Source organism: Ilumatobacter fluminis, from assembly GCF_004364865.1.
GTDB lineage: Bacteria > Actinomycetota > Acidimicrobiia > Acidimicrobiales > Ilumatobacteraceae > Ilumatobacter > Ilumatobacter fluminis.
Genome location: NZ_SOAU01000001.1, coordinates 3,119,427 through 3,137,403, shown reverse-complemented (window position 1 = coordinate 3,137,403; position 17,977 = coordinate 3,119,427). Strand labels below are relative to the sequence as shown.

Below are 17,977 nucleotides of genomic sequence, written 5' to 3'. Positions count from 1 at the left end.
GAGCTGCTGTGTCGGGCTACGTCGTGTAGTCGGCGTTGATGCGGATGTAACCGTCGGTCAGGTCGCAACCCCACACGGTTGCGGCGCCGTCGGCGATGCCGAGGTCGGCCGAGATGACGACCTCGTCGCCGCGCATGTACGTCGACAACCGCTCGAGTTCGGCGTCGTCGACGCGAGTCGGATAGATCTCGGTGTCGCCGAACGCGATCGAGACCCGGTCCTGGTCGATGTCGGTGTCGTCGCTGCACTTGCCGATCGCCATGGCCACCCGGCCCCAGTTCGGGTCGGCGCCGTGGACGGCGGTCTTCACCAGCGGCGAGTTGACGATCGCCTTCGCGACCCGCTTCGCCTGTGCTGCGTCGCGGGCGCCGGTGACACGGACCTCGATGAGTGTCTCGGCGCCCTCGCCGTCGCTCGCGATCAGCTTGGTCAGCTCGAGACACACCGCTTCGAGGGCGACCTCGAACTCGGCGATGTCGACCGGGCCGGCCGCAGCGCTCGTGAGGACGACGGCGGTGTCGCTCGTGGACGTGTCGGAGTCGACACTCACACAGTTGAACGTGCGATCGACCACCCGACGGAACGTGGCGTCGAGCATGTCCGCGTCGATCTCGGCGTCGGTCGTGACGACGGCGATCATGGTCGCCATGTCGGGCTCGATCATGCCGACGCCCTTGGCGATGCCGACGACACGAGCGGGGCCGTCGCCGATCGTGCGTGCGGCGACCTTCGGCACGGTGTCGGTCGTCATGATGCCGCGTGCTGCTGCTCCGGCGTCGGTGCCGCCGGGAGCGGTCGGGGTGGCGGCTGCTCCGGCCCGGATGCGATCCATCGGGTAGCGGCGGCCGATCACACCGGTCGACGCGACGAGGAGATCGGTCGGCTCGCATCCGAGTCGGTCGGCGACGATCGTCAGGAGTTCGTTGGCGTCGTCGAGTCCTGCCGGACCGTTCGCGACGTTCGCGTTCTTCGACACGATCACGATCCCGCGAGCCCGCCGGTCGGAGAGATGCTCGCGGCTGATCGTCACGCTCGGGCCGGCGAATCGGCTCATGGTGAAGACGCCCGAAGCGGGGTGCGGGTCGGCGGTGGCGATGACGACGAAGTCGTCGGTGTCGTCCTTCACGCCGATGCTCGCGACGTGACAGCCGAATCCGGTCGGCAACGGGATCGTGTCGTCCATGACGTGCATCATGCCCGACCGGGGCGCTGGTTGCACCGGGCGGTCAGGCGTCGTCGAGGGCGGTTCGCACCTTGTCGAAGATGGTCGCGAGGGTCGCCAGCTCGTCCTCGTCGAGCAGGTCGACCAGGCGTCGACGAACGCTGTCGACGTGGGTCGGGGCGGCACACTCGAGGGTGGCGCGCCCCTCGGGCGTGAGCGCTGCGAGCATGACCCGGCGATCGTCGTCGGAGCCGACCCGCTCGACCCACCCTCGCCGGACGATGCCGTCGAGCCGCCGGGTGAGGCCGCTGGGCGAGAGCTGGAGGTCGTCGGCCAGGTCGCACATCCGCAGGCGCTGATCGGGTGCCTCGGACAGGAACACCAACACCTGGTAGTCGCCGAGTGACAGTCCGGTCGGCCGGAGGTCGGCCTCGATCGCGGTGTTCAGGTCGGCCTGGGTCTCGACGTACGACCGCCACGCGCGCATCTCGACGTCGTCGAGCCAGCGGGTCTCGGTCGGTTGCGTGATCGGTGTCGGTGCGGTGGTCTCGCCCACGCCACCAGTGTACGCAGCGATCGTCCGGCCGTTATCGTCCGAGTTCGGCCCGCAACGCCGCCTCGAGACCCGGATGTTCGAACTCGAAGCCGTGGTCGGCGAGCGCCGCCGGGATGACCCGGGCACTGTCGAAGAGCAGGGCTTGGGCGAGGTCGCTGCCGACGACGAGCTTCGGACCGAAGGCCGGAACCGGCAGGAACGTCGGACGGCCGAGGACGTCGCCCAGCACGTCGGTGAACTCGCGGTTGGTGGCGGGGTTCGGCGCCGTCAGGTTGAACGCTCCGTCGACGTCGGACGTGATGGCGTGCACGATGGCGCGCACCTCGTCGGTGAGGCTGATCCAGCTCCACCACTGCCGTCCGTCACCGAAGCGGCCGCCGAGTCCGAACTTGAACAGCGGGAGCATCTTGGCGAGCGCACCACCGTCGGGGGTGAGGACGACGCCGGTCCGGACGGTCGCCACCCGCGTCACGTCGCCCGCACGCACGGCGGCCTGCTCCCACTGGGTGCAGACGCTCGGGAGGAACCCGTCGCCAGGAGCGGACGTCTCCGTCAGGGTCTCGTCGTCCCGATCGCCGTAGTAGCCGATCGCCGATGCGCTCACCAGGGCCCCGGGTGCGTCGGCGCCGAGCTGGTGGAAGGCGTCGACCAACGTCTCGGTGCTGTCGATGCGGCTCGTGCGGATGAGCGACCGGTACTCGTCGGTCCAGCGCTTGTCACCGATGCCGACACCGGCGAGGTTGACGACCACGTCGAGCTCGGCGAGGTCGGCGGGATCGAGACGTCGTTCGGACGGGTCCCAGGAGATCTCGCCGTCGCCTGCTGCGCGTCGGACGATGGGGATCGCCGTGTGGCCGGCGTCGGTGAGCGCGCGTTTGAGCGCCGTGCCGATCAGACCGGACGATCCCGTGATGCCGACGCGGAGAGGAGCGCTCATGACCACACACTACGAAGGCGGTGTCGTCGTCGGATGCAGCCGTCGAATGCAGCCGTCGAATGCAGTCGTCGGATGCAGGGGTTCAGCAGCGACCCGATCCGGCCGATGAAGTTGCGGCGGGAAACTTCGGGTCCCCGCGATCACGGATTGGATACGGTCACGGACATGAGCGACGACACCCCCTGGCAGCCGCCGAGCTCCGACTCGGGCGCCGACCCGGCCGAACCGCAGCGCGGCGATGCGGGCGTCTCTCCGTGGTCACGCGAGGGCGCAGGCGCCGGTGAGCCGGTGTTGCCCGAACCCGAGCCGGCCTCGGCTGCCGTGCCGCCGGCCCCTCCCGCTCCCGACGCCGTCGCGCCGAGCCCCATTGCCTCGAGTCCGGTCGCCCCGCTTCCCGCTGAGTCCGGAGCCACGGCGCCGACGGCGACATCGGGCGAGTCGAGCAAGCGGCGTCCGGTGCTCGTCGCGCTCGCTGCCTGCGCCGTCGTCGCGATCGGTCTCGCGGCGATCTTCGCCGTGCGGCAGTTCAACGACGAGTCGGCGGGTGGCGCCGGATCGCCGGAAGAGCTGGCCGATCAGATGATGGCGTCGATGGAGGGTGAAGACGTCCTCGGTCTCGTCGACCTGATGCTGCCGGGTGAACGCGAGTCACTCGGTGAGCCGATGATCGACACCGTCGCCGAGTTGCAGCGACTCGAGATCCTCTCGTCCGACCTCGACCTCGGCGCCCTCGACGGCTTCGACGTCGTGATCGAGCAGCACACGACCGAGGTCGAGCAGCTCGGTGTCGACGACATCGTGATGCTGCACATGTCGGCCGATGCGCTCGTCACGGTCGACGGCGACGCGATCCCGATGGGTGCGCTGATCACCGACCGCTTGTCCGAGGACGAGCTCGCCGAGATGCGCGGCTCGTCGGTGACCGAATCCGACACACTCGAGATGAGCATGGCGGCCGTCGAGCACGACGGTGCCTGGTACCTGAGCCTGCTCTACACGGCGGCCGAGGCCGCCCGCACCGAGGCGGCCGTCGGTGCGACGCCGTCCGAGGGCATCGGCGCCGTCGGTGCCGACTCGCCGGAGGGTGTCGTCGATCTGTTCGCCGAACATCTCGCGGCACTCGACGTGCGCGGCATGCTGCAGATGCTCGACCCCGCCGAGGCCGAAGCCTTGCAGCGGTACGCTCCGCTCTTCCTCGCCGACGCCGAGCAGGCGATCGCCGACGAATCCGACGGCGTCGAGATCCGGCTGACCGAGACCGACGTGCGCGTCGAGGGCGACGGCTCGGCCCGGACCCTGTTCGTCGACGCCGCCACCATCGAGGCCTCGTACGGCGACGACTCCGTGCGCTTCTCGTTCGAGGACGACTGCATCACGGTCGACTACGCCGGACCGAACGGTTCGGAGTCGGCGGAGACCTGTCTCGACCCGGAGGCCACCTCGTCGATGGAGGAGATGACCGGCGTCGACGTGCCCGAGTCGGTCGAAGCATTCGTCACGGCGTTCACCGAGGCGTTCAGCGACATGGAGGCCGTGGGTCTCGAGGTCCGCGAACGAGACGGGCAGTGGTACGTGAGCCCGATCGCCACCGGTAGCGAGGCGATGCTCGCCGTGCTGCGGGCTCTCGACCGCGACGAACTCGACGAGTTGATCGATCTCGGCACCGCAGCGGTCGGTGACTTCTTCGACATGGCGTTCGGGCTCGTCCCGGGCGTCGTCGGTGACGACGACTTCGCGATCGACCAGGAGTGGACCGACGACGGCTGGGTCGAGGACGACTGGGCCGACGAGGACTGGGACGACGACGACTCGGCCGACGACTGGGAGTACGAGGAGTCGGCGGCCGATCGGTGCTACTCGATCGACGACGCTGCCGAAGCGACCACGTGCTTCGAGACCGAGATCGCCGCCGGCAACGCCGAGGACTGGGAGATGCCGGTCTCGTTGCTCGCTCCCGAGTGCGGGCTCACCGAGTTGCTGTGGTCGGGCGAGGTGTACAGCCTCTCCGACGACGAGTTCACCGCGGCGATGACGGGCGCCGCACCGTGCTACGAAGCGCTCGTCGCCGACGGGTACGACGAATGGCTCGTGCCGTACGAGGTCGACAACGTCGAGTGCTTCGAGGGTCGCAACCCCTACTCGGTGTTCGACGAGGAGTACGGCGACCGGGTCTTCGACTGCGCCTTCGCCGCCGACGCCGACGACGCCTGACCGACGACGCCGACCGGGCGGTGCCGTCTCGCGGACGGTCGACGTCGGCCTGGCGCGTGTGCAGGAGAGCTCAGGCGGTCGCCTGGCTCAGGATGCCGTCGAGCGTCTCGGCGTCGACGGCCCCGGCGATGGTCTGGACATCGCCGTTCGGGAGGACGATGGCGATCGCCGGCTGATACGCCACGCCGAAACGGGTGAACACATCGGCGTTCGTGTCGTCGATCTGCGGGAAGCTCAGGTCGTACCGGTCGGCGAAGTCGACGTACTGGCCGGTGTCACCGGACCACGCCACTCCGACGAAGGCGACTTCGTCTCCCCAACGTTGCTTGGCCTCCTCGACCGAGGGGGCTTCACGATTGCAGGTGCTTCACCAGGGAGCCCAGAACCACAACAGCACGGGTCGGCCGGCGAATGCGCCGAGTTCGATCTCGTTGCCGTCGATCGTGGTGGCCGACACGTCGAGGATCTCGGGCACGGCCACGGGGGCCTCGGTCGGCGACGGCGTCGGCTCGGTAGCCGGTTCACCCGCAGGCTCCTCGACAGGCTCGGCCGCCGGTTCGTCAGCAGGCTCGCCAGCCGGTTCGGTCGCGGGCTCGTCAGCGGGCTCGTCAGCCGGTTCGTCAGCAGGCTCGCCGGCCGGTTCGTCGGCGGGCTCGTCGGCCGGTTGCGGAGCGGGCTCTTCGACCGGGGTCTCCGTCTCGACCTGTGCGTCGGAGTCACCGCCACCGGCGCACGCCGCGAGCACGATGGTGCCGGCGGCGGTGAAAGCGGTGAGGCGACGTGCGATCACGGGCGTCAGAGTAGCGGTCCGGTGCGAGCGGATGGGCGCGACCGGGCCGTCGTTTCGTAGTTGTTCACAGGTCGTTCTCATCCGTCGTGATCGACCGTCGGTCCGTGCCGCCGTTAGCCTCCGAGCGCGTGAAGACCCGGACCTTGCTGCTCCTCGCGCTCGCCTGCGGCCTCGCGATCATGCTCGCCGGCGCCGTCTTCCTGTTCCAGCTCGCCGGCCAGGACGACGTGTCCGAGGCCGTCCCGATCGGGGAGCCGGTCGACGTCGGCGATCTGACGATCGAGGTCGAGGCCGCCGACGAGGCGGATGGCGTGCTCAGCGTGGGCATCCGGATCGCCGGCGTCGACGATCCCGACGGCGCCGCCGGATTCCGCCTGATCGCATCCGGTCGGCCGATCGCGCCGGTCGACACCGATGCCCCCGACGCGTGCGCGGCGACCACGGTCGCCGAGTCGGTGTGCGTCGTGCGGTTCGACGTGTCGAGCGCCGACGGGAGCTCGCGGGTGTTGTTCTACGAACGCGGTGAAGAACAGGCCCGCTGGGTCCTGTCGTGACGACGGTCACCACACGGTGGTGGCCTGGCCACCACCGTCGTGCAGTTACCGGTTGGTAGGGCCGATACGGTGAACGCCGTGAGCAACACGTTCGATCTGGTGGTGATCGGCGGCGGCCCCGGCGGCTACGCAGCTGCGTTGTACGGGGCGTCGGCCGGTCTGCAGGTGGCCCTCGTCGAGAAGGATGCACTCGGAGGCACGTGCCTCAACCGTGGCTGCATCCCGGCGAAGGCCTTCCTCGAGACGGCGGCCGTCAAGCGGCACGTCGAACACAGCGCCGACTTCGGCATCGAGTCGAGCGCCCCGACGGTCGACTTCGCCGTCACGCAGGCCCGCAAGCAGAAGATCGTCGCCGGCCTCGTCGGTGGCATCGGCGCGATGTGCAAGGGCCGCAAGGTCGAGGTGTTCAACGGTGTCGGCTCGCTCGGCGCCGATCGCACGGTCACCGTGCAGATGAACGAGGGCGCAACCGAGACGATCACCGGCACGAACGTGCTGCTGGCGACCGGCTCGGTGCCCCGCCTCATCCCGAACTTCGAGCGTGGCGGCCCGATCATGACGAGCGACGAGGTCCTCGACCTCGAACACGTCCCGGGCCGCGTCGCCGTCATCGGTGGTGGCGCCATCGGCTGCGAGTTCGCCTCCACCTTCGCCGACCTCGGCGCGGAGGTCACGATCCTCGAGGGCCTGCCCAAGATCCTCCCGGGTCTCGACAACGACGTCGCGAACGTCGTCGTGCGCTCGTTCAAGAAGAAGGGCATCACGATCAAGACCGGGGTCATGGTCAACGGCCACACCCCGAACGACAACGGCGGCACCACGGTCGCGTTCGGTGACGGTGAGTCGGTCGAGGTCGACGCCGTGATCGTGTCGGTCGGTCGGCGCCCCTTCGCCGACCAGCTCGGTCTCGACGGCACGGCCGTCACGGTGAGCGAGCGCGGGTTCGTCGAGGTCGACGAGTTCTGCCAGACCGGTGAGCCGGGCGTCTACGCGATCGGCGACCTGATCGACACGCCGCAGCTCGCCCACGTCGGCTACGCCGAAGCGGTCATGGTCGTCAAGCACCTGCTCGGCGAGTCGCCGATGCCGGTCATGTACGACCGTGTCCCGTGGGCCATCTACTGCCACCCCGAGGTCGCATGGGCCGGACCGGGCGAAGACGCCTGCAAGGAGGCCGGCATCGACGTGCTGGTGGCCAAGCACCCGTACAAGTTCAACAGCCGTGCCCAGATCGTCGGCGAGACCGAAGGCATGGTCAAGGTCGTCGCCAAGAAGAACGCCGACGGCACCGCCGGCCAGGTCCTCGGCGTCCACATGGTGGGCCCCTGGGTGACCGAGCAGCTCTCCGGCGGGTACCTTGCAGTCAACTGGGAGGCCACCGTCGACGAGGTCGCCGAGTTCATCCAACCGCACCCGAGCCTGTCCGAGCTGTTCGGTGAGACGATGTTGACGCTCACCGGTCGCAACTTCAACGGCTGATCCACGCTCACCACCCCCTCCACCACGATCAAGAGGACACCCAAGAACATGGCAGACGTCACCCTTCCCCAGCTCGGTGAAACGGTCACCGAAGGAACGATCACGCAGTGGTTCAAACAGGTCGGCGACTCGGTCGCGGCCGACGAGCCGTTGTTCGAGGTCAGCACCGACAAGGTCGACACCGAGGTCCCCTCCCCGGTTGCCGGCACGGTGACCGAGATCCGCGCCGCCGAAGGCGACACGATCGAGGTCGGCACCGTGGTGGCCGTCGTCGGTGACGACGCCGGTGCGGCACCCGCCCCGGCCCCCGAACCCGCACCCGAGCCCGCAGCAGCGCCGGCTTCGGCCCCCGAGCCTGCTCCGGCTCCTGCGCCTGCTCCTGCTCCTGCGCCCGCACCGGCACCGGCACCTGCTCCCGAGCCGGCACCGGCTCCTGCTCCTGCTCCTGCGCCCGAACCCGCCCCGGCCACGGCGGGCGACAACCGACTCCTGTCGCCGGTGGTGCGCCGCCTGGTGAACGAGCACGGGCTCGATCCCGACTCGATCAACGGCACGGGTCCCGGCGGCCGCATCACCCGCGAAGACGTCCTCGACCACATCGACACCCACGGCAGCTCGCCCGCCCCGGCTCCGGCTCCTGCGGCCGCTCCTGCTCCTGCGGCCGCTCCGACTGCGGCTCCCGCCCCGGCGCCGGCCGCTGCGCCCGCTCCGGCCGCCCCGAAGGTCGAAGCCGACGAGCGCGACGAGGTGGTGCGGCTCTCGAAGATCCGTCGCCTCACCGGCGACCACATGGTGATGTCGAAGGCCACCTCCCCGCATGCGTTCAGCGTCGTCGAGGTCGACTTCGCGAACGTCGACGCCACCCGCAGCAAGGTCAAGGCCGAGTTCAAGGCCAGCGAGGGCTTCAGCCTCACCTACCTGCCCTTCATCAGCCGTGCGATCATCGACGGTCTCGGCGAGTTCCCGCACCTCAATGCGAGCGTGTCGGGTGACGAGCTCCTCGTGCACAACTTCATCGATCTCGGCATCGCGGTCGACCTCGACTACGAGGGTCTCCTGGCGCCGGTGATCCGCAACGCCGAGACGAAGCGTCTGAAGGCGATCGCACACGAGATCAGCGATCTCGCCAACCGGGCCCGTGAGCGCAAGCTCGGCCCCGACGAGATCTCGGGTGGCACGTTCACCATCTCGAACAACGGTTCGGCCGGTTCGGTGCTCACGATGCCGATCATCAACCAGCCCCAGGTCGGCATCATCTCGACCGACGCCATCGTGCGCAAGCCGGTCGTCGTGCAGGGCCCCGACGGTGGCGAGGCCATCGCCATCCACCCGGTCGGCAACCTCGCCATGAGCTGGGACCACCGTGCGTTCGACGGCGCCTACGCCGCCGGCTTCCTCAAGCGGGTCAAGGAGATCCTGGAGACGCGTGACTGGAGCGCTGAACTCTGACATGAGTACGGCCCCGCTCCGAGCCCGCTGGCTGGGGCGGGTGCCCTACCGCGAGGCGCTGGCCCTCCAGCAGGCCCTCTTCGATCACGGGCACGAGCAGCACCTGCTGCTGCTCGAGCACGACCACGTCTTCACGTACGGCCCCCACGCCGACCTCGACACCAACCTCCGGTGCGAGCCCGCGGCGGTGGGCGCCGACTTCGTGAAGGTCAAGCGTGGCGGCGACATCACCTACCACGGGCCCGGTCAGCTGGTCGGGTACCCGATCGTGAACCTGCCCAACGTGAAGGGTTCGCTCCAGCACGTCAACGCGGTCGAAGACCTGCTGATCGACACCCTGACCGAGCTCGGGGTGCCCGATGCCGGCCGCCTGCCCGACTATCCGGGCGTCTGGGTCGACGTGAACGGTCACGAGCCGCGCAAGATCGCGGCGATCGGTGTCCGTCTGAAGGGCGGGCGCACCATGCACGGCTTCGCGCTCAACCTCACGACCGACATGCGCTACATGCGCGAGCACATCGTCGCGTGCGGGATCGCCGATCGGCCCGTCACCTCGTTGTCCGAGGAGGGCGTCGACGCCTCGACGGAACAGGTCGTCGACATCCTCGTCCGGCTCGCCGCCGACCGGTGGGGCGGGGGAGCGGTCGATCGCCACGACGTGCAGTGGCAGCACCGGACCGCCGACCTCACCCCGTTCTCCCGTGGCGAGGGGCCCGGTGAGAAGGTCACGTTCCGGCCGCGGTCGCACGCCCGCCTGGAGGCCGCCGGGGTCACCGAGGGACTCCAGATCGAGAGCCGCAAGCCCGACTGGCTCCGCCCGAAAGTCGACCTGAACGCAGAGGTCGTCTCGCTCAAGAAGACGATGCGCGAACTGTCGCTCGTGACCGTGTGCGAGGACGCCGGCTGTCCCAACCTCTCCGAGTGCTGGAGCGACGGCACGGCGACCTTCATGGTGCTCGGCGAACGCTGCACACGTGCGTGCGGGTTCTGCCTCGTCGACACACGCAAGCCGCTCGGGCCCGAGGCCGACGAGCCGCAGCGGGTCGCCGAGGCGGTCGACCGGCTCGGGCTCGACCACGCCGTGCTCACCATGGTTGCCCGCGACGATCTCGCCGACGGCGGCATGGCCCACATCGCCGCCTGTGTCGAGGCGATCCGGCTGCGCCGACCCGCCACGCGCGTCGAGACGCTGATCTCCGACGCCAAGGGCTCGCTCGACTCGCTCGAGCTGCTGTTCGCCGTCCGACCCGACGTGCTCAACCACAACGTCGAGACGGTGCCCCGCCTCCAGCGGGCCGTGCGCCCCTCGGCGGGCTACGCACGCAGCCTGGCGGTGCTCTCGTGGGCGAAGGAGGCCGGGCTCGTCACCAAGTCGAGCCTGATGGTCGGTGTCGGCGAGACCGACGACGAGGTCGTCGCCACGCTGGCCGACCTCGCAGGGATCGGGTGCGACATCGTCACGATCGGCCAGTATCTCCGTCCGACGACGCATCACCTGCCCGTGTCGCGCTGGGCGGAACCCGACGAGTTCGCCCGCTGGAAGCAGATCGGCGAAGACCTCGGCATCGGCCACGTCGAGGCCAGCCCGCTGACCCGCTCGAGCTACCACGCCAAGCAAGCCGCCGAATCGGTCACCACCCCCGTCACCCTGTCCTAGGGGTCGGATACGTTTCGTCGGGACCGACGAAACGTATCCGACCCCATCTGTTCGCTAGGTCTCGAGGGGGAGGAGGGCGTCGGCGGCTTCGGTGAGGTGGGTCTGCCAGGCGTCGACGGTGGTGGGTTCGTCGATCGGAAGGACGACGAACTTGCTGGTGCCGATGTCGACGAAGCGACCGATGAGCGACCGGAGAGCCTCCCAGCTCGTCGGGACGAGCTCGCTCGGGTCGAGATCGGGCCGTCTCTTCGCCAACTGCTCGAGCAGCGGCGTCGGCGCATCGCCCAGCGAGTAGGGGATCAGGACACCGTAGTGATCGTCTTCGATCTCGCGGTTGTGCTCGGTGCAGACCTGCTCGATCACCTCGCGACCGGCGGCCGCGTCGGCCGGCGTGACGAACGAGGGCAACCAGCCGTCGGCGAGGCGCCCGACCCGCTTGAGTTCGGACGGCGCGATGCCGCCGAGCCAGACGTCCATTCGCTTCGGCACCGGGCGCACGCGCACGCCGTCGTAGTGGAAACGTTCGCCGTCGTGCACGACCGGCTCGCCGGTCCAGCACTGGCGCATGACCGACATCGCCTCGTCGAACCACGCCGCCCGTTCCTTGCGGTCGACCCCGAACGCCTGCTGCTCCATCGGGTGGACCTGGCCGAGCCCGAACGCCGGGAGCAGGCGACCGCCCGACATCGTGCCGAGCGTGGCCAATGCCTTGGCGAGCACGATCGGGTTCCGACCAGGCAGCACCATCACCGACATCCCGAACTTCAGGTTCGTGGTGCGGCCGGCCGCGTACGACATCGCGACCATCGGGTCGGGGGCGTCACCGCCGATCTTCTCCGACACCCACAGGCTGTCGAAGCCGTGACGTTCGAGTTCGTCGACGACGAGACCGAAGCGTTCGTCGTGGAGGGTGGTGCGCGTGCCGAGGCCGTAGCCGATCCGGACCTTCATGTCCGGATGGTGTCACACGTGGCGGTGTTGGGTGCTAGCCGAGGGCTCGACCGACGCGGGTGTCGGCGAGGACCATGGCGAGGCGGGGGTCGTCGCCGCGCTCGACGCGGCCGACCTGGATCCAGCTGAGGACGAAACTGGCGGCGGCCACGGCGATGACCAGCGACCACTGCGACACCTCACCGATGAGGCTCAATCCGGCCGCCAAGCCCGCCGCGACCACGCTCAGCACGGCGCCCAGCCGAAGCGTGGCGAAGAGTGTGGCGTTGGTCATGGACCATGTGTAACCCATCGGTCCCTTCTGCTACGCCGGAATTACGGAGTCGCGCGGAAACGACGCGCGTTCTGCAACACAACGGTCATACGCGTCACCTGATCGCGCGGCCGGTCTGCACGTGAGGACCGACCGGTAGCGTGCCGCCATGGCCGATGCCCGACGGGTGCTCCGGCACCGTTCGGTGCGCCTCTACCTGACGTCGACCGCGCTCGCCGCCGTCGGTCTCAACATCTTCGTCACCGTGTTGTTCAAGCACGTGTTCGACATCACGGGCAACGAGCTCGACATCGGCTGGCTCGGCCTCGCCCAGTTCCTGCCCGCCGCGTTCCTGGTGCTGGTGTCCGGTTGGGTCGCCGACCGGTTCGACCGTCGCCGCATCAGCTTCGCGTTCATGATCGTCCGCGTCGTGTGCTGTCTCGCCCTCGTCGCCGTCGCCCGTTCCGAACCGACGAGCATCTGGCCCTTCCTCTTCGTCGCGCTTGCCTTCGGCACCGCCGATGCGATGCTCAACCCGGCTCGGCGATCGATGGCACCGCTGATCGCCCCGGTCGACGAGTTCCCGCAGGTGATCGCGCTCTGGACGGCCACGTTCACGGCGTCGTCGATCATCGGGCCGGTGCTCGGCGGGTTCATCTACGTCCAGGGACCCGACGTCGCCTACCTGGTCGCCGGGGCGCTGCAGTTGGCGGCGGCACCGTTCCTGCTGCTGATCCGGTTCGAACGCCCGCAGGAGCGCTCGACCGGGAGGCCAACGCTCGGGAACGCGATGGAGGGCCTGCGCTTCGTCCGCCGCACACCGATCGTGCTCGCGGCGATCAGCCTCGATCTGTTCGCCGTGCTGTTCGGCGGTGCGGTCGCACTGATCCCGGCGGTTGCTGAGGAGCGGCTGGGCGTCGGCGACATCGCCTACGGCTGGTTGCGTGCGGCGCCGGGTATCGGCGCTGCGGTGATGGCCGTGGTGCTCGCTGTGCGACCGGTGCAACGGCGCGTCGGCCCGACCCTGTTGTGGGTCGTGGCGATCTTCGGTGCCGGCACCGTCGTCTTCGGCGTCACCACCAGCTACGCCGTGGCGTTCGTCGCGCTCGTCGTGCTGTCGGGTGCCGACATGGTGTCGATGTTCATCCGGGGCTCGATCGTCCCGCTCGCCACACCGAACGACCAGCTCGGCCGGGTCAGCGCGGTCGAGGGCGTGTTCATCGGTGCGTCGAACGAGCTCGGCGCCTTCGAGAGCGGTGTCGCTGCGCGTGCGTTCGGGCTGCCATGGGCGATTGCAGGCGGCGGTGCGATCACCATGCTGATCGCCGGCTCGTTCGCGATCTTCTTCCCGACCCTGCGCAAGGTCGACCGCTTCAGCGACGTCAAACCGCCCCAGCCGACGGCGGTCTGAGCACTGCCTCAGCCGAAGATGCGGCTGAGGCGGGCGACGGCGCGGAACTTGCGGCCGGTGTCGAACGATCGGTCGGCGCCGATGCGGCCGATCCCCGAGGCGATCGTCGGGTAGATGTGCACGAGGTCGGAGAGCTCGTCGACGCCGATCCCGAAGCGGATCGCCAGCGCCAGTTCGTGGATCAGTTCGCCTGCACCCGGTGCCAGCGCGTGGGCGCCGACGATGCGGTCGTTTGCCGCAACCACGATGATCGACCCCTCGGTGGTGCCGTCGGCCCGTGCCCGGTCGTTCTCGGCGAGTTCGTGCCGGAAGACGGTGACGTTCCGTTCTCCGTGCCGTTCACGGGCCTCGGCGGCAGTGAGACCGGCATGGGCGAGCTCGGGATCGGTGAAGGTGCACCACGGCACGAGATGAGCGGGCTGCCCGCGCCCGGGGAAGAACATGTCGCGCACCGCCAGGACGGCATCGTGCGCCGCCGCGTGGGTGAAGCGAGGACGGTCGGCTGCCGCGTCGCCCACCACGTAGATGTTGGGGACCAGCGTTCGGTTGCGTTCGTCGACGTCGGCTCCGGCGGCCGAGACCGGAACACCGAACGCGTCGAGACCGAGGTCGTCGACGTTCGCGATCCTCCCGGTGGCGACCAGCAGCCCTTCGGCCGTGAACTCACCTTCGGTCGTCTCGACGACGACGCCGTCGCCGCCGCGCCGAACGGCGGTCGCCGTCGTGGCGAGGCGCAGATCGACCCCTTCCTCTCGCAGGATCTGACCCAGCCGATCGGCGAGTTCGGGTTCGTCGCGCGGGACGAGGCGGTGTGCCTGTTCGATCACGGTCGTCGGGACGCCGAGGCGCACCATGGCCTGCGCGAGCTCGGTGGCGATCGGACCGCCGCCGATCATCACGAGCGACGACGGCGGCCGTTCGAGTGTGAACAGGTTCTCGCTGGTCAATACGTCGACCGATTCGATCCCGTCGATCGCCGGCACGGCCGGACGACTCCCAGTACAGACGAGCGTGTAGCGCGTGTCGAGTTGCACCTCGCCCTCGTCGGTGGTGACGGTGACCTGGCGGTAGCCGGTGATGCGAGCCGTGCCCTCGATGACGTCGACACCCATCTGTCGGAACCGGTCGGGGTGGTCGTCGGTCGCGGCGATCTGGCCCTGGACATCCTTGGTCCGGGCCCACACGGCGTCGAGATCGACCTCGGGTTCGCCGCCGGTGATACCGAAGCGGTCGGCCGTCCGGACGGTGTGCGCCACCCGGGCGCTCGCCAGCAACGTCTTCGATGGCACACAGCCCGTCCAGAGGCAGTCGCCGCCGATCGGGCCCCGCTCGACCGCGGCGACCTTGAGGCCCACTTCGCCGGCGGCGAACTCGGCGGCGAGGGTCCCGCCCGAGCCCATGCCGACGATGACGAGGTCGTAGGTCGGGCCCATCAGGTCGTCGTGGTGGCGGTCGTGGCCGTGGCGTCGGGGCGTCGCATGCGCTGCACACCGTAGACCGTCGGCCCGAGGATCGCTCGGCCGAGTACGCGCGTTCTGCCAGACTGGACGACCGGGGGCCAACCGACCACAGAAAGAGAACCAGCAATGCAGAACATGATCAAAGAGTTCAGAGACTTCATCAACAAGGGCGACGTCGTCACGATCGCCGTCGGCTTGGTGATGGCGCTGTACTTCAAGCAGATCGTCGACAAGATCATCGAGGGCGTCATCACGCCGCTCCTCGCCGCCATCTTCGGCGAGCCCAACTACGCGAGCATCGGCTTCGACATCGGCGACTCGTTCATCAGCATCGGTCTGGTGCTCGGAGCAGTCATCGACTTCATCGCCGTCTCGTTCATCCTGTTCCTCCTCATCAAGGCCTACAACAAGTGGAAGGCCGAGGCTCCGGAGGAAGAGGCCGGCCCGACCGAGGTCGAGCTGCTCACCGAGATCCGCGACTCGCTCCGCAACCGCTGAGTCGAGTCCGACAACACCCAGAACCTGCCGCACGGGCGGGCTCGCGCGTGGCGCGGGCCCGCCCGTCGGCTTGAATGGCTGGTCATGGAGCGGGCGCTACTCGGACTCGTCGGTGTGATCGCGCTCGTCGCGTCCGCCTGTGGCGAGGGTGACGACGCCGTGTCGACGCTGCCCGACGTGCCCGACACGGTTGCCCTCGGCGGGGTCCCCGAGGCGCCGACGCCGATCTCGTCCACGATCGTCCCGGCGACGCTGCCCCCACCGACCACCCTCCCGGAAGTCGAGCCGATCACGGCGCCGGTCGGTGACGCCGCCGCCGGCGACCGGCTCCTGCTGATCGGTGACTCGGCGATGCTGACGCTCACCCCACGCGCCGAGGGGATCGCCTGCGACATCCTGACCGGGCTCGGGTGGCAGGTCGGCATCGAAGCCGAACTCGGCCGATACATCGGGTTCGCCGACGAGGTGGTCGACGAACTCGTCATCGACGTGGCCGACGACTGGCAGGTGATCGGGCTCATGTTCGGGCATCACCTCGACACCACCCCCGACGAGTTCGGTGTTGCGCTCGACGAGGTGCTCGACGACATCGGCGCGGTGCCGGTGCTGCTCTACACCCGGAGCGAGATCGACGAGGCCAGCGCCGAACTGAACGACGTCATCCGGCAGCGGGCCACCGACCGCCCGACGGTGGTGCTGGTCGACTGGGGCACCGCCGTCGCCGACGAGCAGGAACTCGAACTCGTCGGCGCCGACGGGCTCCCGACGGTGGCGGGCATGGAGCGGATCACGCTGCTCACCGCGGCAGCGCTGGGCGAGTCGCCGTCGGGCGGCGGCGGGTTGTGTTTCGAGCCGACCTTCACCGACGACTCGGCCATCGTGCTGTGACACCGGGCCGCCGAACCCACCGTTCGGCTCGGCCCGCACGCTCGTAGCCTGTCCTGATGCTCCAAGCACAAGCACTCTCGGTGGAGGTCGGAGGTCGACTCGTCGTCGATCAGGCCTCGTTCACCGTGATGCCGCGCGACAAGGTGGGCATCGTCGGTCGCAACGGCGCCGGCAAGACCTCGATGTTCAAGGTGCTCGGTGGTGCCGCCGAGCCGTCGGGCGGCAAGGTGCTGCGCAAGGGCGGCTTCGGCTACCTGCCACAAGACCCGAAGATCGACGGATCACAGGAGCACCGAACCGCTGTCCAGCACGTGCTGTCGGGCCGCGGGATCGACGCCGAGGTCGAACGGATCGAGAAGCTGCGTGCCGCGATGGAAGAGTCGCCGACCGACGCCAACGTCGCCCGCTACAGCCGCGCCGAGGAGCGGTTCCGGCTCGAGGGCGGTTACTCCGCCGACAGTGAGGCCCGCTCGCTCGCAGCCGGTCTCGGGATCGGCCAGGATCGCATCGAGCTCCCGATCGGGGTGCTGTCGGGCGGCGAGCGTCGCCGGGTCGAGCTCGCCCGCATCCTGTTCGCCGGATCCGACGTGCTCTGTCTCGACGAGCCGACCAACCACCTCGACGTCGACGCCAAGACGTGGCTGATGGGATTCCTGCGGCAGTACCGCGGCGCCCTGCTCGTGATCAGCCACGACCTCGACCTGCTCGACGAGGCGATCACCCGTGTGCTGCACCTCGACCGTCCGACCGAGACGGCGACCGGCCACATCGTCGAGTACAAGGGCACGTACAGCCAGTACGTGACGGCCCGTGCCGAGGACGAACGTCGCCTCACCAAACAGGCGGCCGAGCAGGAGCGCGAGATCGCCCGCATGCAGAAGTTCGTCGACCGGTTCGGCGCCAAGGCCACCAAGGCCGCCCAGGCACACTCGATCGAGAAGCGCATCGCCCGGCTCGAAGCCGAGAAGGTCGACGCACCGAAGAACACCAAGCAGATCACCGTCCGGTTCCCCGATCCGCCGCCCTGTGGTGAGACGGTCATCGAGGCGAGCGAGCTGTGCAAGGGGTACGGCGGGCCGCCGGTGTTCGAGGACGTCGCCTTCGACCTCGGCCGTGGTGAACGCCTGCTCGTGCTCGGCCTGAACGGCGCCGGCAAGACGAGCCTGCTCCGCATCCTGGCCGGCGAGACCGAAGCCGATCTCGGCCACTTCGAGTTCGGCTACCAGGTGCAGCCGGGCTACTACGCCCAGGAGCACGACAACCTCGACGTGCACCGATCGCTGCTCGACAACATCCGCAACGAGGTCCCGCCCGGCGTGAGCCTGACCGAGACCGAACTGCGCGGACTGCTCGGCATGTTCGGGTTGTCGGGCGAGAAGGTCTTCCAGGACGCCGGCACCCTGTCGGGTGGTGAGAAGACCAAGCTCGCGCTGGCGATGCTGATGGTCGGTCGCAACAACCTGTTGCTGCTCGACGAGCCGACGAACAACCTCGATCCGCCGTCGCGCGAGGCCGTCGCCGATGCCCTCAAGGGCTGGCCGGGAGCGATCATCTTCGTGAGCCACGACACCGAGTTCGTGACCGAGCTGGCCCCGACCAAGGTGCTGCTCATGCCCGACGGCGACGTCGACTACTTCAACGACGAGTGGCTCGAACTCGTCTCCCTCGCCTGACGCTCGCGAACGGTCGGATGAGGTCAGTCGGATGAGGTCAGACCCCAA

General features: G+C 69.0%; 17 protein-coding genes. 9 read left to right on the top strand and 8 right to left on the bottom strand.

Translation table 11 applies throughout. The annotated features are described in order from the left end of the window. Positions 1 to 16: 16 nt before the first annotated feature. Genes argJ through BDK89_RS14205 form a run of 3 tightly spaced genes read right to left on the bottom strand, consistent with a single transcriptional unit; the run spans position 17 to position 2,655 of the window. Positions 17 to 1,183 (bottom strand): bifunctional glutamate N-acetyltransferase/amino-acid acetyltransferase ArgJ, encoded by a 1,167-nt coding sequence (argJ, locus tag BDK89_RS14215; RefSeq protein ID WP_133869568.1) that lies wholly within the window; start codon positions 1,181 to 1,183, stop codon positions 17 to 19. A gap of 43 nt (positions 1,184 to 1,226) precedes the next feature. Beyond that, a complete protein-coding gene (locus tag BDK89_RS14210) occupies positions 1,227 to 1,718 on the bottom strand; it encodes a MarR family winged helix-turn-helix transcriptional regulator (protein WP_208294080.1) in 492 nt (163 codons plus the stop codon). A 31-nt stretch (positions 1,719 to 1,749) separates the two neighbouring features. Further along, complete coding sequence (locus BDK89_RS14205) at positions 1,750 to 2,655, bottom strand: TIGR01777 family oxidoreductase (RefSeq protein WP_133869567.1); 906 nt, start codon at positions 2,653 to 2,655, stop codon at positions 1,750 to 1,752. 165 nt (positions 2,656 to 2,820) lie between these two features. Between BDK89_RS14205 and BDK89_RS14200 the strand changes: the two genes are divergently transcribed. Further along, on the top strand, positions 2,821 to 4,866 hold the full coding sequence (locus tag BDK89_RS14200) for a hypothetical protein (protein WP_133869566.1): 2,046 nt from the start codon (positions 2,821 to 2,823) through the stop codon (positions 4,864 to 4,866). 70 nt (positions 4,867 to 4,936) lie between these two features. Here the strand turns inward: BDK89_RS14200 and BDK89_RS14195 are convergent, their stop codons facing one another. Further along, entirely contained in the window at positions 4,937 to 5,158 is a 222-nt protein-coding gene (locus BDK89_RS14195) for a thioredoxin domain-containing protein (protein WP_133869565.1), read from the bottom strand. A gap of 75 nt (positions 5,159 to 5,233) precedes the next feature. Beyond that, entirely contained in the window at positions 5,234 to 5,656 is a 423-nt protein-coding gene (locus tag BDK89_RS22680; protein ID WP_133869564.1) for a thioredoxin domain-containing protein, read from the bottom strand. A 128-nt stretch (positions 5,657 to 5,784) separates the two neighbouring features. Here BDK89_RS22680 and BDK89_RS14185 point away from each other — a divergent pair, with 128 nt between their 5' ends. The 4 genes from BDK89_RS14185 (at position 5,785) to lipA (ending at position 10,795) form a co-directional block, all read left to right on the top strand. Continuing rightward, positions 5,785 to 6,210 (top strand): hypothetical protein, encoded by a 426-nt coding sequence (locus tag BDK89_RS14185; protein WP_133869563.1) that lies wholly within the window; start codon positions 5,785 to 5,787, stop codon positions 6,208 to 6,210. 78 nt (positions 6,211 to 6,288) lie between these two features. Then, a complete protein-coding gene (gene lpdA, locus BDK89_RS14180) occupies positions 6,289 to 7,689 on the top strand; it encodes a dihydrolipoyl dehydrogenase (protein WP_133869562.1) in 1,401 nt (466 codons plus the stop codon). Between the two features lie 27 nt (positions 7,690 to 7,716). Continuing rightward, the gene (sucB, locus tag BDK89_RS14175; protein ID WP_279586817.1) at positions 7,717 to 9,138 is read left to right on the top strand and encodes a 2-oxoglutarate dehydrogenase, E2 component, dihydrolipoamide succinyltransferase; all 1,422 of its coding nucleotides are present in this window, start codon (positions 7,717 to 7,719) and stop codon (positions 9,136 to 9,138) included. 1 nt (position 9,139) lies between these two features. Then, positions 9,140 to 10,795 (top strand): lipoyl synthase, encoded by a 1,656-nt coding sequence (gene lipA / locus BDK89_RS14170; protein ID WP_133869560.1) that lies wholly within the window; start codon positions 9,140 to 9,142, stop codon positions 10,793 to 10,795. 54 nt (positions 10,796 to 10,849) lie between these two features. Here the strand turns inward: lipA and BDK89_RS14165 are convergent, their stop codons facing one another. Both BDK89_RS14165 and BDK89_RS14160 read right to left on the bottom strand, forming a co-directional pair. Then, complete coding sequence (locus tag BDK89_RS14165) at positions 10,850 to 11,746, bottom strand: LLM class flavin-dependent oxidoreductase (RefSeq protein WP_133869559.1); 897 nt, start codon at positions 11,744 to 11,746, stop codon at positions 10,850 to 10,852. Between the two features lie 34 nt (positions 11,747 to 11,780). After that, positions 11,781 to 12,020 carry a hypothetical protein gene (locus tag BDK89_RS14160; protein ID WP_133869558.1) on the bottom strand — a complete coding sequence of 80 codons (240 nt, stop codon included), beginning with the start codon at positions 12,018 to 12,020 and terminating at the stop codon, positions 11,781 to 11,783. Positions 12,021 to 12,168: 148 nt separating this feature from the next. On the opposite strand from BDK89_RS14160, the gene BDK89_RS14155 reads away from it, so the two are divergent. Further along, entirely contained in the window at positions 12,169 to 13,410 is a 1,242-nt protein-coding gene (locus BDK89_RS14155) for an MFS transporter (protein ID WP_133869557.1), read from the top strand. Positions 13,411 to 13,418: 8 nt separating this feature from the next. Here BDK89_RS14155 and BDK89_RS14150 read toward each other — a convergent pair whose 3' ends face one another. Continuing rightward, positions 13,419 to 14,843 (bottom strand): dihydrolipoyl dehydrogenase family protein, encoded by a 1,425-nt coding sequence (locus BDK89_RS14150; RefSeq protein ID WP_133869556.1) that lies wholly within the window; start codon positions 14,841 to 14,843, stop codon positions 13,419 to 13,421. 153 nt (positions 14,844 to 14,996) lie between these two features. Between BDK89_RS14150 and mscL the strand changes: the two genes are divergently transcribed. The 3 genes from mscL to BDK89_RS14135 all read left to right on the top strand — a co-directional run bounded on the left by mscL (position 14,997) and on the right by BDK89_RS14135 (position 17,929). Then, complete coding sequence (gene mscL, locus BDK89_RS14145; protein WP_133869555.1) at positions 14,997 to 15,368, top strand: large conductance mechanosensitive channel protein MscL; 372 nt, start codon at positions 14,997 to 14,999, stop codon at positions 15,366 to 15,368. Between the two features lie 84 nt (positions 15,369 to 15,452). Further along, on the top strand, positions 15,453 to 16,256 hold the full coding sequence (locus tag BDK89_RS14140; protein WP_133869554.1) for an SGNH/GDSL hydrolase family protein: 804 nt from the start codon (positions 15,453 to 15,455) through the stop codon (positions 16,254 to 16,256). Between the two features lie 56 nt (positions 16,257 to 16,312). Continuing rightward, positions 16,313 to 17,929 carry an ABC-F family ATP-binding cassette domain-containing protein gene (locus BDK89_RS14135; RefSeq protein WP_133869553.1) on the top strand — a complete coding sequence of 539 codons (1,617 nt, stop codon included), beginning with the start codon at positions 16,313 to 16,315 and terminating at the stop codon, positions 17,927 to 17,929. The last annotated feature ends 48 nt before the right edge of the window (positions 17,930 to 17,977 follow it).